The following is a 15,489-nucleotide window of genomic DNA, read 5'->3' on the forward strand; positions in this document are numbered from 1 at the left end:
TATAAAATAAGTTAAACTAAAATGCTGCGGAATTTAGGTATTAGTAAAAATGCCTTTTGAGGGATAAACTGCAATATGGTTATTTAAATTTTCTAAGTTTATGAAGTGTTATAATACCAGACTATTCCATTTTATAATAATTGTATTAATTGGATTTGTTGGCTGTTTACTTACTGTTGGCTGCGTGAAGCATCCAAAGAAATATGTCGTCGGAGTATCCCAATGCTCTGAGGATATCTGGCGCGATAAACTCAATGATGAGTTGAAGATGGGAGAATACCTCAATGATTCTATTATTGTGAAACTTGCTTCTTCGAATGATGATAATGTGTTGCAGAACAAGCAGGTCAACCAGTTTGTAGATGAAGGTGTAGATTTGCTGATTATTTCTCCTAATCAGATGAGTGCCATTTCCAAGGCTGTTGAGCGTGCCTATGACAAGGGAATCCCTGTGATTTTGTATGACCGTATGTCCAATACTGATAAATATACAGCTTTCATAGGTTGTGACAATTATAAGATAGGTAACTCTATGGGCAAATATATAGCTCAGCAATTGCAGGGTAAGGGACGTGTTGTTGAGATTCGCGGACTTGAAGGGTCTTCCCCTGCTTTGGAGCGTCATCGTGGTTTTATGGATGCGCTTAAATCCTATCCGGATGTTCAAGTAGTAGCTTCTGCTGGTGGAGATTGGAAGGAGGAAAGCGGTATTCGTGCAATGAAGAAAATACTGAAAAAGACGCAGGATTTTGATTTCGTCTTTGCTCATAACGACCGCTTGGCTTGGGGTGCATACGTGGCTGCTAAGCAGATGGGCGTAAACCGCAATTATAAATATACCGGTGTGGATGGTATGGCAACCGAGGGTGGGGGTCTGGAACTCGTGCGTGATGGAGTGTTTGATGCATCCTATCTTTATCCTACTAAGGGCGATGAGGTTATTGCCTTGGCTATGAGGATATTAAATCATCAACCCTACAAGAAGGATAATTATCTGAGTACTTCCATTATTACCAAGGCCAATGCTGAGCTTACTTTGATGGAAGCAAGAGATGCTGAGCGGCAGGCACGGAATCTGAAAACTTTGCACAAACAAGTTGATCAGTATCTTGCTGACTATAATTCTCAGCAAGTCATGCTGATAGGCTTATGTCTGTTTCTTTTTATCTGTATTGCTGGTGCAGCGCTGATATTCAGAGGTTATGTTGTTAAAGTAAAGTTGAACGAAAAACTGGCAAATACGAACGATGAACTGAAAAGGGTTAATGGCGAATTGGGACAGAAAAATGATGAGCTAAAGCGCTTGAATGATGAAGTTATGGAATTAACTAATTCCCGCTTGGTATTCTTTACCAACATCAGTCATGAACTTCGCACGCCGCTTACTTTGATAGCAGATCCGGTAGAGATGCTTTTGGAGGATAATAGTATCAAGGGGAAAGCAAGAGATTTGCTGAAGATGGTACAGCGTAATGCCTTGGCACTTCAGCAGTTAGTAGGAAGTATTCTTGATTTCCGCAAGATTCAGAATGGAAAGATGGATTTGGAACTTTATCGTTTTGACCTTGTAAAGGCGTTGACGCTTTGGACAAGTGATTTCCTGCTGGCAGCTGAACGCAAGCATATCACGCTTCATCTGGATGTTGAAGAATTTAAGAGGCAGGGAGAAATTGTGGCTGATAAAGAGAAAATGGCTCGTGTAGTATTCAATCTCTTAAGCAATGCCTTGAAATATACTCCTGCTGGAGGCGATATATTTGTATCTTTAAAAACGGTTGATCCTCATCAGGTTAAAGGTTTATCTGCCGAGACCATCAATTCTTATAAGGATTTCTTCCGTATCGATGTGCGTGATACGGGTATGGGAATTTCTCATGAAGAAGCTGAAAAGGTGTTTGAACGTTTCTTTCAGGCCAAAGGTGCTGCCAGTGGAACGGGTATCGGATTGGCCCTTGTCAAGTCGTTTGTGGAGTTACATCATGGCAAGGCTTGGGTGGAGAGCAAAACGGATCAGGGTAGCAATTTTATAGTAGTTATTCCTTGTAAACAGATAGGTGATGCACAGGTTATCCACAATGATGAGGAAATTGTGGATAACTCTGAAAGTACTTCATTATCAGTAGGTAAAATGACGATTAATGAGTCTGATCTGCAGTATATCGACGATGGAAATAAACAAAATGGAAAACTCCAGAAGTTATTGGATGAGCAAGGAAATAAACCTTCTTTATTGGTGATTGATGATAATAATGACATTCGTCAATATATTCGCACGCTTTTGCAGGATAAGTTTTATATCTTTGAGGCTTCCGATGGTAAGGAAGGGTTGGAAATCGCCCGGAAGGAAGTTCCTGATTTGGTAATCTGTGATGTCATGATGCCTGTGATGAATGGTTTGGAATTTACAAGGCAGTTGAAAACCCAGACCATCACTTCTCATATTCCTGTCATTGTGCTCACTGCTAAAAATTTGGATGAGCATCGTGCCCAAAGTTATGAGTATGGTGCTGATTCTTACATTACCAAACCATTCCATGGCAAGGTTCTTTTGTCCCGTATAGAAAACCTTCTCAAGCAGCGAAGATTGCTGAAGAGTCATTTTGAGAATATTTTCAATCAGACTTCTCAAACAGCAGAACAGGAAGTAGCTATGAACCAGTTGGAAGATAGAGACAAGCAGTTCCTCAATCAACTTCATGCTATTATCCAGAAGAATCTTTCTGACAGTGAGTTTGGCGTAGAGGATATTGGTAAAGAAATCGGCTTGAGTCGTGTGCAGCTCTATCGCAAGGTGAAAGCGATGACGGGTTCTTCTGTAGTAGATTTGCTTCGCAAGGCTCGTCTTGCCAAGGCTAAACGACTACTTGAAAGCCGTAGTATGAGTGTTTCAGAGGTTGCCTATGAAGTCGGTTTTTCTGCACCTTCTTACTTTACGAAGTGCTTTAAGGAAGAATATGGTATGTTGCCAGGAGAAGTAGGGAATAACTAAAGTCTTTATTCCCAATCTTCAAACTCCAGTTCCAGTTCCCGGTATTCTGGTCCTTGGCTACTGTTTTCCCTGTCCTCTTTCTTTGCTTCTTCTGAAGTAGCATTGCTTACAGACAAGCCGAGAAGGCGGATAGGGCGGCTGGCGGAGTAATCCACTTGTTGGAGCAATCGCTTGGCAAGTGGGAGTATTTCTTCTTTTTCCTTCAGGATTTTCTCTTGTGAAATGCTGCGGGTAATCTGGGTGAAGTCGGAAAACTTCACCTTTAAAGTTAATGTCCTACCCTCAAACCCACTCTTGGAAATCCGCTCCTGGAGTTCAAGTACTGAATGATAGAGTTCTATGATGACTGCCGTTTTTTTATAGATATCTTCCAGAAAAGTCTGTTCGCATCCCACAGACTTCCTCACTCTGCTTGTGATAACAGGTCTGTTGTCTATCCCACGGGCAAAGTCATAGAAGATATGACCGGCTTTTCCGAACACTTCAACCAGATGTTCCTCGGATACTTTCCGTAGGTCAGCTCCGTTGAAGATACCCATGAAGTGCATCTTTTGCAAGGTTTTCTTGCCCACGCCCCAGAAATCCTCTACGGGTAGCTGGGCGATGAAATCGAGCGCTTTGTCTGGATGGATGGTGCAGATACCATCAGGTTTACGGTAATCAGAAGCCACTTTGGCGAGAAACTTGCAGTAGCTGATGCCAGCCGAGGCGGTGAGTCCGGTTGCTTCCTTGATACGGGTTTTGATTTCTTTGGCGATATCCACCGCCAGTTCTATCCCTTTCTTATTCTGTGTTACATCAAGAAAGGCTTCATCTATGGAGATGGGTTCGATGAGATTGGTATATTCCTGGAATATCTGATGTATCTGATGGGATATTTTAGCGTAATAATCATGCCGGCAGGGCACGATGATGAGATTAGGGCAGCGCTGCTTGGCTTGAGCGATGGATTGCGCCGAGTGAACGCCATACTTCCTTGCCTCATAGCTGGCTGTAGAAACCACACCACGTGGACCGTCGAAGCCAACCGCTACCGGTTTGCCCCGAAGTTCCGGATTGTCTCTTTGCTCTACAGCCGCAAAGAAGGCATCCATGTCGATATGTATGATCTTGCGTTCTTCCATCGTCTTGTTGTAATCCGACTTATCTCAATCTGATGCAAAGATACTGTTTTATTCTTTTTTGAAACAAATCTTTTAGAAAATTTTGCTTATTAGATGCTTCAGGTGCTTCTTTTGCTGATAAAAAACGTTCATTGGCTATTAATTTTGTTGCAATGAACGGAAAGTTATATCAGATGAAAGTATATTTTAAGTATGTGTTTAGACCTTTATATAATTTTGCAGCAGAAATCAAAACAATAACGCTAACAATTAAAACATTAAGGTTATGAATACCTATTCTATGAGAAAGTCAGCAGCCATGGTGCTTGCGCTTTCATTACTTCATGTCTCTTCAGTTTTAGCACAAGACGACAATACCAACTCTAAGGAGGAAGGTAATCGTAATGTGATGTTGAATGCAGCCAGTGCGAATGGTCCTCGTGAGATTCAGATTGGTCTTCCATCAGCCGATGTCAATGTGTTGGAAAATGGTTTGCCTGTTACTTATGCAACCAATCCTCATTCTGTAAATACGATTTGGCGTGGTGATGCAAGTTTGAGCCATCAGGGTTTGCTCAAGATTGCTGAAACAGCTATCACTACAGGTAATATCGGTTATGCTGTGAATTCTTTCACCCAGAAGGGACAGAAAGGTTTCAATGGTACTTTGAATTATAAGAGCAATCACTTCGGATTGCAGGAATTCTCTTTGAATATGAATGGTGATTTGGGAAGCGACTGGTACTACAGCTTTAATATGTATCAGGATTTCGACCCAGGAACCTTCAAGATTAAGTCAACTCCTTATCAGGATCGTACTCAGATTTACAAGGCGCTCCTTACAAAGAAGTATAACGGCAACCGTGGTGAGTTTACTGCTATGTATAAGTATGCCAACAGCCACAACGTATATAACTATGCTACCCAGAGTGCTCCATTCATTTATGTAGGTGATGGAAGCGTGAAGGAGTATGGCAACTTCAAGCTCGGAACCACCTCTTATCTTCCTGTAGATAATGATATGACCTATCGTGATATGCGTACTGGTGAGTTGAAGCAGACTTCTCTCTATGATGCCTGTCTGAACAAGACAAGCGAGGTAACTCTGATGAACAACTACCGTTTTGACAACGGTTTGAACTGGAAGGCTACCTTGAAGTACGATCACTCACGTGGTGCGATGGTTTACCAGTCACCAATGTCTATCATCGATTTGAAGAACGAGGCTAACAAGGGCGTATATAATTATATGTATCGCGACATCGACGGACAGACTAAGGCTTACGATGGTCAGTATGTGCAGACCCGTATGTCCTGTCTCAATGCCGGTAAGATTGATGAGGCTCTTTTCACCACCGAACTCAGCAAGAAATTCAGAACTTCCACCTTCCGCATCGGCGTGAATGAGTGGTTCTACCATATCGATTATTGCTCAAATACAACCATGTATGACCAGAGTGTTCCTGCGGATGGCAGTTATGCGTTGCGTGTCTGGGATGCTAACCAGCGTAACAGCTATTTCTACGATTTCAACAAGAATGCCTCTGAGTATTACAAGGGAAGCGAAAACAAACTGGCTCTTTACTTCACTCACGATTGGGACGTGACCAATAAGTTGAACCTCTACTATGGTGCACGTTTGGAGTGGCAGAAGCTGAAGGGTGAAAACGCTGCAGTGAAGAATGCGCAGGGTGATTTTGTAGGTCGTTTTGCTGATTACCATCTCGGTGCTACGGCTGCTGACGGAACCAAGATTGCTCCTGCAGACTTGAGTTACAGTTGGTTGAACTACGATTTCTCTGTAGCAGCAACTTATAAGTTGACCGATAACTTCGGCTTCACTGGTGATTTCACTTACATCGTGCAGCATCCTAAGTTCGAGGCTTTTGCTCCAGCAACATTGCCAAATACGGACAAGATCTCAGTACCATTGGGTCGTGCTGGTATCTACTACAATAACTCTTGGTTGAGTTTGACTTCGTTGTTCTCTTACATTTCCAAGACCAACAACAATTCAACTCTGAACTTGCAGCATGGCAGTGAGATTAAGGCAGCTCCTTTGGCTTACGATATCCAGACATGGGGATGGACAACCGACGCTGTGGCTCATCCATTCAAGGGATTTGATTTCCACTTCCTCTTCACATATCAGAAGCCTACCTACAAGAAGTATGAAACCAGCATCACCTTCAACGATGGCTATGTTGGCAAAATCAACGCCACAGGCAATATCGTAGCAGAGATTCCTCAGATTCTCATTGAGTTGGATCCAAGCTACATGATTACCAAGGACATCAAGCTCTGGACCAGCTTCCGTTACTTCAGCAAGACCTACGCCAACATCAACGAGGCATATTACTTCAATGGTCACTGGGAGACTTTCGGAGGTTTGAACTGGCAGGCAACCAAGCGTCTGGCTCTCGGCTGCACCGTAGTCAACTTCCTCAACCAGACTGGTGCCAAGGGTAGTATCGCAGGTGCCGAGCTGATTACCAAGGATGAGGCCAAGGGAATCAAAAATCAGATTATGACGGGTAGTTATCTCCGTCCATTCACAATAGAGTTTACAGCTTCTTTGAAGTTTTAATCGCTCTAAATCTTCAATTAACACCATCGGCAGCTCCTATATATATATATATAATTAAGGTATAGGGCTGTCGATAGTATAAGAAAAATACAACGTTTTTAGAATAACAACTTTGCATTTATAGTGCAAATCTATCAATCATAAGTCGAACTAAACAATAATTAAACAATGAAAACGAACAATATGATGAAGGCTGCCTGCCTCATGCTGATGGCATCAGCTACAACTTCTGCTTTTGCACAGAAGATGAATATCGAACAAAAGGGTGATACTACTATCATCAAGGTGGAGAATCCTACCAAGTATCTTCTTCTCCCTATCCAGGAAGAGAAGGATGAGGCCCAGGTTTTGCTCGATACAGGTTCTAAGGATGATACCTGGATGGACGTTCGCCTGGCTCAGAATGGTTCTGATTACTTCGTGCCATTTGCCTTGGGCAAGGGTAAGACCGCTACCGTCAAGATTCTCGGTTTGAAGAAGGATGCCTTGGCTCTCAGCTTGCTCAAGCTCAGCAATACATTCGATACTACCAACACCGATTACTATCGTCCATCTTATCACTTCACTCCGCTCTATGGTTGGATGAACGACCCTAACGGTATGGTATATAAGGATGGAGAGTATCATCTCTATTTCCAGTATAACCCATACGGAAGCAAGTGGGGCAATATGCACTGGGGACATGCCGTAAGCAAGGACCTCGTTCATTGGGAACACCTCGATCCAGCCATCGCCCGCGACCCTGTAGGTCATATCTTCTCTGGTAGTTCGGTTGTGGATAAGAAGAATACGGCAGGTTTCGGCAAGAATGCCATCATCGCCATCTATACCAACAACAGTAGTGTAAACCATGATGAGGTGCAGTGCATCGCCTATAGTAACGACAATGGTCGTACCTTTACCAAGTACGAGGGCAACCCAGTGTTGACTCCATTCGACGGTTTGAAGGACTTCCGTGACCCTAAGGTGTTCTGGTATGAGAAGGGAAAATGCTGGTATATGATTGTTTCTGCTGATAAAGAGACCCGCTTCTACAAGTCAAAGAATCTCAAGAAATGGACTTACGTGAGTGCCTTTGGTAAGGGATTGGGTCAGCAGCCATGCCAGTATGAGTGCCCAGACTTCTTCCAGTTACCTGTAAATGGTGATAAGAAGAAGATGAAGTGGGTGATGACAATGAATATCAACCCAGGCTGCTGGTTTGGTGGCAGTGCTACCGAGTATTTCGTAGGCGATTTCGACGGCAAGAACTTCACCTGTCCTGATGCCCACGATGTGAAGTGGCTCGATTGGGGTAAGGATCATTATGCCACCGTTACCTTCTCAAACACAGGCGACCGAGTATTGGGTATCACCTGGATGAGCAACTGGCAGTATGCCAACCTTACTCCGTTCAAGCAGAATCGTGGTGCCAACGGATTGCCACGTGAGTTGAAACTCTACGAAAAGAACGGCAAGTATTATGTTTCAGAAGATGTAGCTCCAGAGGTTTATGCATTGCGTAAGGACACCAAGAATGTGGCAGATGCTTCTGTTTCCGACGAAAAGATGCTTGCTGGTGTTGCAGCCAATATGAATGGTGCTTTCGAAATTGAGGCTGATGTAACTCCTAATGCCAACGGCATTGCTGGTATTGAGATTTCAAACAACAAGCGTGAGCGCACTATGATTTATTTCGATATGAAGCAGGGAAAGGTTGTGATGGATAGAACCGAGAGTGGTTTGACCGATTTCGGCAAGCAGGCGGTTCCTCATGATATCGAGTTGGCTTGGGATAAGCAGCGTGCTGCAGAAGGCAAGGAGCCTGCCCGCATAGCCAATTCCATCAACTACAAGAATGATTTCGCTCTCGCTACCTGGGCTCCATTGAGCCTTTGCGAGGATGGCAAGAAGACCTATCATGTAGATATCTTCGTAGATAAGTCATCTGTAGAACTCTTCGTAGATGGCGGCCGTATCGCCATGACCAACCTCGTGTTCCCTGTAGCTCCATACGAGAATGTGAAGCTCTACTCCAAGGATGGCAATGCTGAGTTCAAAAATGTGAAGGTTTACAAACTTGGTTTGTAAAATATAAATATGATATAATAAATAGTTGATATTAGTGTTAATAGTATTGAGTCACAACTTGGATATGTTCGGGTTGTGGCTCTTTTTTCTGATAAAACGATGGTCGTTTCAAAAAGAATTAGTATTTTTGCGCTCATAATAAATACAACTATTGATGAAAAGACTTTATAAAAACTTAACTATACTATTTTGTCTGATTCTTCTTTTAGGTTCTTGCACCCAGAAGAAGATGGTGATTGGTGTGTCGCAATGTTGCAGCGGAGTTTGGCGCGAGAAGGTGAATAATGAGATGCGACTGGCGCAGTATCAATATAAGAATGTGGATTTGCTGTTTACTACTGCAGAGAATGACGGGCAACGCCAGGCTCGCCAGATAGACAGTATGATAGCCAGGAAGGTAGATTTAATCGTGGTGGCTCCTGATAACGTGAATGATGTAACACCTGCCATCGAGCGAGCTTATCGTGCGCATATCCCGGTTATCCTCTTCGACAGAAAGGTAAAGACACCACATTATACAGCTTCCATCGGTGGCGATAATGTAGAAGCGGGTAGGGAAGTAGCCCGCTTTCTTGCCAGTAAACTGGATGGAAAAGGTACCGTTGTTGAGATTACGGGCTTGAAGGATGCTTCCCCTGTCATTGAGCGCCATCGTGGTTTCCACGAGGTGATGAAGAATTATCCGGGAATCAAGGTGGTTACCCTAGAAAGCAACTGGAAGATGGAGCGTGCCCAGGAGTTAATGAAGCAATATCTGGATAAGGGCGGACATGCGGATGGCGTGTTCGGACATAGCGACTTAGGTGCCATAGGAGCCTTTCTGGAAGCAGAGAGACGAGGCATTGATAAGCAGATGCTGATAGTAGGCATTGATGGATTGCCTGGAGAATGGGAAGGAGTGGATAGAGTGAAGAGAGGACAGTTTGCAGCTTCTTATGTCTATCCTACCCAGGGCGAAAAGATTATGGAATTGGCGATGAATATCCTTCAGGGTAAACCCTATAAGAAGGATAATGTGATGAAATCATTTCTTGCTACCCAGGAAAACTGCGATGCCATCGCCCTACAATATCAGGATTTGGAAGCCAAGATGAAGATTCTGGATCAGATTTCTGACAGCCTTGATTCTTATTCAGAGGTTTCCCGTATTCAGAAATGGATGATTATTGTTGCCATCGTCATCGTATTGGTTCTGCTCTTTGTCATCTACTATATATATAAGGTATATAGAAAGAAGCTGCAGAAACAGAAAGCCGTGGCTCGTGGATTCATCGAGAACAAGGAGGGCTGGGCTACTGAATTGAATCACCTGGATGAGAGTGATCGTTACTTCATGGACCGTTTCAAGAAGAAGATTCTTGAGAATATGGGCAATGCTGATATGAAGATGGATGATTTGGGAGCCCAGATGCAGTTGAGCAAGGTGCAGCTCTATCGCAAGGTGAAGGCTATGACAGGAAAAACGCCTGCCGAGCTCCTGAAAGAGATGAGACTGCAAAGAGCCTATACCCTCTTGCAGCAAACAGACAAGACAATCTCTGAAGTTTCGGCAGAAGTAGGCTTTGCAGTTCCTGGCTATTTTTCATCATGCTTCAAGAAGCAGTTTGGTGTTCTTCCTACCGATTTTAGAAATGAACAGGCATCTAATAAGGAATAGTTTTCTAACTCCTTTAAAATAAGTACTTTAAAATCTTGACGAAAGATTCGAAAATCGTTTCATGTAACACAATTACTGTTACAGGAACGATTTTTTCTATTTATATCTCTGCCCTTTGCCTAATTTTGCAGCAGAAATCAAACAATAACAATTTTGAAACTTAAAACGTTAAATAAACATGAACAATCTTTCAAAATTACTGATGAGCTCTGCGCTCTGTACTGTTTGTACTATTGCAAGTGCACAGCAGGTTAATGTAAATGGTATCGTCAAAGATGCCACAGGTGAAACCGTCATTGGTGCATCTGTCATGGTGAAAGGAACAAAGACTGGTACTGTTACCGACTTTGATGGTAACTTCCATGTCGAATGTGCTCCTGGTTCCACACTTATTATATCTTATATTGGATATAAGACGCAAGAAGTAAAGGCTTCAGATAATATGGAGGTAACACTTCAGGAAGATGCCAACGACTTGCAGGAAGTAGTTGTAACAGGTTATACCACTCAGCGAAAGGCCGATTTGACCGGTTCCGTGGCTGTTGTTTCAACCAAAAATCTAAAGACAAATTCCGAGACTGACCCGATGCGTGCTTTGCAGGGTCGTGTTCCTGGTATGACTGTTACTACCGATGGTTCTCCTATTGGTTCTGGAACCGTGCGTATTCGTGGTATCGGTTCTTTCAACTCTTCTCAGGACCCTCTTTATATCATAGACGGTGTGCCTACCACTATGGCATTGAATACCCTCAATACAAATGATATAGAGAGTATGCAGGTTTTGAAGGATGCCGCTTCGGCTTCTATCTATGGTTCACGTGCATCGAATGGTGTCATCATCATCACCACAAAGAAAGGTAAGAAGGGTAGCAAGATTGCTGTTGACTTCTCTGCCAACCTGACTGCACAGTTCTATTCTAACCAGTCGAAGATGAAGCTGATGAACTCCAGCCAGTATGCTACTGCGATGGCTCAGGCAGCCCTGAACGATGGACTCGATCCTGTGGCTTATGCTGCCAACTACGGCATCAACTTGAATGCAGCCTCTGGAACTCCAATCACCGTTTGGAATCCTGCTACCAACCAGTATCAGAACTATACTATCAATGGTCGATATGATGGCTACATCAATGCCAAGAAGACCATGCGATTCTCGGATACAGACTGGCTTGATGAAATCTCTCGTACAGGTTTCTCGCAGAACTACGACCTCTCTGTATCTCATGCCAATGACAAGCATAGCGCTATGTTCTCCTTGGGATACAAGAACAATGAGGGAGTCTTGAAATATACCGACTTCGAGAATATCTCAGCTCGTTTGAACACCTCTTGGAATTTAAACAAGATCGTAACCGTAGGTGAAAATGTAACATTGACTTATACCTCTCAGGTTGATTGCCATCCGATGGAGAATGCCTTGAAGATGCCTTCCATCGTTCCTGTTTACGAAGAAGATGGCAAGACCTTCGCAGGTCCTGTGGGTAGTATGGCCGACCGTCAAAACCCTTGTCGTGAGCAATATCAGAACCGCAACAACCACCTCGACTACTGGCGCATCTTCGGTAATGCTTTCGTAGAATTGAAGCCTGTCAAGGGATTGACCCTGCGCTCTAACTTCGGTTTGGATTTCAAGACATCGTTTATCAATGCGATGACGAATACTTATCATTCCGATATTGTCAACAATGACATCGCCAAGACAACGCTCTCGAATAACAATGAGACTAACTGGACATGGTCTAACACAGCCCAGTACGTTACCCAGATAGGCAAGCACAACATCGATGTACTCGGTGGTATGGAATTTTCCAAGCAGTCGGTTATCGATTTCTCTGCCTATTCAGAAGGCTATGCGCTGGAAGATAAAGATTATATGTGGCCAAATGCTGCAACTGGAACGATGCGTAACTCGGGTGCGAAGGTAGGGTATCGCCTGGCTTCTTTCTTTGGAAAGGTGAACTACAACTGGGATGATCTCCTCTTGGCTTCCTTCACTATCCGTCATGATGGTTCATCCCGATTTGGTAAGGCTCATCGCTGGGGTACTTTCCCTGCTGCATCACTCGGCTTCAGATTCTCTAATCTCCTGAAGAAGGATTGGTTGGATGATGCCAAGTTGCGACTCTCTTGGGGTCAGACGGGTAACCAGGCTATCGACAACAATGCACAGTTTGGTCTTTATGTAGTGGATTACGGATTAGACCGTGTAACCTCTACTGCATACGACCTCTTCCTGCAAGGTTCAGGTACCTTCCCTTCTGGTTATCGTGCCACACAGTTGGCTAACCCTAACTTGAAATGGGAGGCTGCTACCCAGTATAACGTAGGTTTGGATTACACCCTATTTGGCAATACCCTCTATGGTACAGTGGATGCCTATATTAAGAATGTAAAGGATATGTTGATTAATCCTGCTTATCTGGGTGCAACAGGTGAAGGTGGAAATTCATGGCAGAATGGTCCTTCGCTCCGCAACTGGGGTATGGAGTTCACCGTGGGCTATCGCAAGACCTTGGCTAATGGACTTGGCATCGACGTGAACGGTAATCTGGATTTCTTCCGCAACAAGGTTACTTATTTGCCAGCATCAACAACAGGTGCTTATGCTCACACATCTAAGGAAAACCTGGTGCAGAGTGGCAAGTCATATGGTTCTATCGTAGGTTATGTAGCCGATGGTATTTTCCAGAATCAGGAAGAAGTAGATAAGTCTGGACAGCCAAACGCACGTGTCGGTGGATTGAAATACAAGGACTTAGATGGTAAACCTGGAATTACTTCAGATGATCAGACTTGGATTTTCGACCCTGTGCCAGCCTTCTCTTATGGTTTGAATATTGCTCTCAACTACAAGGGCTTTGATTTCAGTATGTTCTGGCAGGGTGTCTATGACCAGGATGTGTATAACAACCAAAAGTTCCAGACCGACTTCTGGGCTATTACTGATAGTGGTTCTAACAAGGGAACCCGTTTGCTTGATGCTTGGAATACCAACAATACCGGTTCTTCTATCCCACGTCTGAGCACCATGAATACAGCTGATGAGGGTCGTGCTTCCACTTACTTCGTTGAGAATGGTTCTTACATGAAGTTGCGCACCTTGCAGGTGGGTTACACTATCCCAAGCAGCATCCTCTCTAAGTTGAAGATGACCAGTGCCCGTGTCTATCTCTCAGGTCAGAATCTTTTGACCATCAAGAGCAATAGCCTGACCTGTTCAGACCCAGAGAATCCAAACTGGAACTATCCACTTTCAACATCCGTATCATTCGGACTTCAAGTAGGTTTCTAAAATGTTTCATATTTTAAAGAGAATTCCAAGATGAAAAAGTTATATACAATGGTGCTTGCAGCAGCACTGATAGGAACATTCACCAGTTGTGATGATTTCCTGGATTACACCCCAACAGCTGTGGTTGATGAAGACAAGGCTTTCAGCGAGCCAGACAAGATGGTAAACAGTGCCTATGCGATGTTGGGCGACTGTTGGTATTCTTACCCATTCAACCTTTGGCCATATGGTGACCTTTCTTCAGACGATTGCTTGAAGGGTGGCGGTGGTACCGGTGATACCGGTTATCACGATGTGGAGATTTGGAGTACCTTAACCTCTACTAAGGGCGAACTCGATGAGTTATGGTATCGTCTCTATTGTGCCGTTTCCCGTTGCAACCGTGCCTTGGTTTCTTTGCAACAGAATGGTGAGCGCACACTGGGTGCTGAGGTCACCAAGCAGCGTGAGGCTGAGGTTCGCTTTCTCCGTGCTCATTTCTATTTCAAGTTACTTACCATGTATCGTCAGATTCCTTGGATAGACGAGAAGGTTTATGAGGATAAAACAACAGAGAGCACATCAAACACTCAGTTTACTTACGAGGAATTGTGGCAAAAGGTGATAGCCGACTTCCAGACTGCATACGATGTACTTCCTGCTAAGCAGAAGGATGGCGGTCGTGTCAACAAGATTGCAGCCGCAGGTTATCTGGCTAAGTGTTATCTTACCATTGCCTGGGGTGATGGCTATGAGGCAACCGATGGTGTTGACCATATTAATAAGGAGTATATGCAGAAGGTTATCGACTATACTGATGTGGTGAAGAATTCAGACTATGGTTACATGGCAGACTTCGGCGACATCTTCCTGCCAGACTATAAGAACAACAAGGAGTCAGTTTTTGCAGTCCAGACTTCCGACTATAGCGAGGATCATACTACCTTCGGACGTGCCAACTGGTCTAATATGCTGAATGGCTGTTGGGGTATTTGGTCTTGCGGATGGGATTTCCACAAACCTTCACAGAACCTGGTGAATGCCTTCAAGACCAAGAACGGACTTCCTGAGTTTGATGACTACAACAAGACTTGTGATTATCCTGTAAACGGTGAGCCTAATAGTCAGAAATGGGATCCACGTTTGTTCCATACTGTAGGAATGCCTACCTTCCCATATAAATATGAGTCAGAACACACGATGACTACGGCCAACTCTCGTACACCAAACGTTTACGGTTACTATACCTCTCTGAAGGAAGTACCACAGCGTTCAAAGGGTGAAACTTACAATGGCTCTTGGCAGGCGTTTGCCATGAACGACTATGTGCTCCGTTATAGCGACATCATGTTGATGCGTGCTGAGGCTTTGATAGAGTTGGGCCGTCTGCCTGAGGCTCGTGCCATCATCAACGATATCCGTCAGAGAGCCAAGAATTCTGTGGATAAGCATATTGAATATGCTAAGGATCAATGTGATATAGCCCTCTATCCGGAGTCTTATTTCCAGGATAAGGAGACGGCAAGAAAGTGCCTTCGCTGGGAGCGTCGTCTTGAAATGGCTATGGAGAACGGCCGCTTCTTCGACTTGCGCCGCTGGGGCATTGCTTCTGAGACACTGAACAAGTATTTCGAATCTGAGAAGAAAGATCAGTATGGAGAGCAAACATACGCACAATACTTGAAGGATGCCAAGTTCACGTCGGGCAAGAACGAGTTCTATCCAGTTCCATATAACCAGCTGTATTACATTCCTGGTCTTTACAAGCAGAACAAGGGATACGAGTAATGGCTCATCAGCAATTTTAAATAA

Annotated in this window: 7 protein-coding genes; 6 read left to right on the forward strand and 1 reads right to left on the reverse strand. The window is 43.9% G+C overall.

The genetic code is table 11. The features are described from left to right. The first annotated feature begins 184 nt into the window (after positions 1-184). Positions 185-2,989: a substrate-binding domain-containing protein gene (locus tag DW917_RS06100; RefSeq protein ID WP_233524647.1), complete on the forward strand. Its 2,805-nt coding sequence runs from the start codon at positions 185-187 to the stop codon at positions 2,987-2,989. 5 nt (positions 2,990-2,994) lie between these two features. On the opposite strand, the gene dinB is transcribed toward DW917_RS06100, so the two are convergent. Further along, entirely contained in the window at positions 2,995-4,113 is a 1,119-nt protein-coding gene (dinB, locus tag DW917_RS06105; RefSeq protein ID WP_118117156.1) for a DNA polymerase IV, read from the reverse strand. A gap of 298 nt (positions 4,114-4,411) precedes the next feature. Here dinB and DW917_RS06110 point away from each other — a divergent pair, with 298 nt between their 5' ends. The 5 genes from DW917_RS06110 (at position 4,412) to DW917_RS06130 (ending at position 15,465) form a co-directional block, all read left to right on the forward strand. Further along, positions 4,412-6,679 carry a TonB-dependent receptor gene (locus tag DW917_RS06110; protein WP_370453518.1) on the forward strand — a complete coding sequence of 756 codons (2,268 nt, stop codon included), beginning with the start codon at positions 4,412-4,414 and terminating at the stop codon, positions 6,677-6,679. Between the two features lie 168 nt (positions 6,680-6,847). Next, positions 6,848-8,749, forward strand: coding sequence for a GH32 C-terminal domain-containing protein (locus DW917_RS06115; RefSeq protein ID WP_118117158.1), 1,902 nt, complete (start codon positions 6,848-6,850; stop codon positions 8,747-8,749). 154 nt (positions 8,750-8,903) lie between these two features. After that, on the forward strand, positions 8,904-10,406 hold the full coding sequence (locus DW917_RS06120; protein ID WP_118117159.1) for a substrate-binding domain-containing protein: 1,503 nt from the start codon (positions 8,904-8,906) through the stop codon (positions 10,404-10,406). A gap of 178 nt (positions 10,407-10,584) precedes the next feature. Then, positions 10,585-13,698: a TonB-dependent receptor gene (locus DW917_RS06125; RefSeq protein ID WP_118117160.1), complete on the forward strand. Its 3,114-nt coding sequence runs from the start codon at positions 10,585-10,587 to the stop codon at positions 13,696-13,698. Between the two features lie 30 nt (positions 13,699-13,728). Continuing rightward, positions 13,729-15,465, forward strand: a complete 1,737-nt coding sequence (locus DW917_RS06130) for a RagB/SusD family nutrient uptake outer membrane protein (protein ID WP_118117161.1) — start codon at positions 13,729-13,731, stop codon at positions 15,463-15,465. Positions 15,466-15,489 lie beyond the last annotated feature (24 nt).

Source organism: Prevotella sp. AM42-24, assembly GCF_003461825.1.
Taxonomy (GTDB): domain Bacteria; phylum Bacteroidota; class Bacteroidia; order Bacteroidales; family Bacteroidaceae; genus Prevotella; species Prevotella hominis.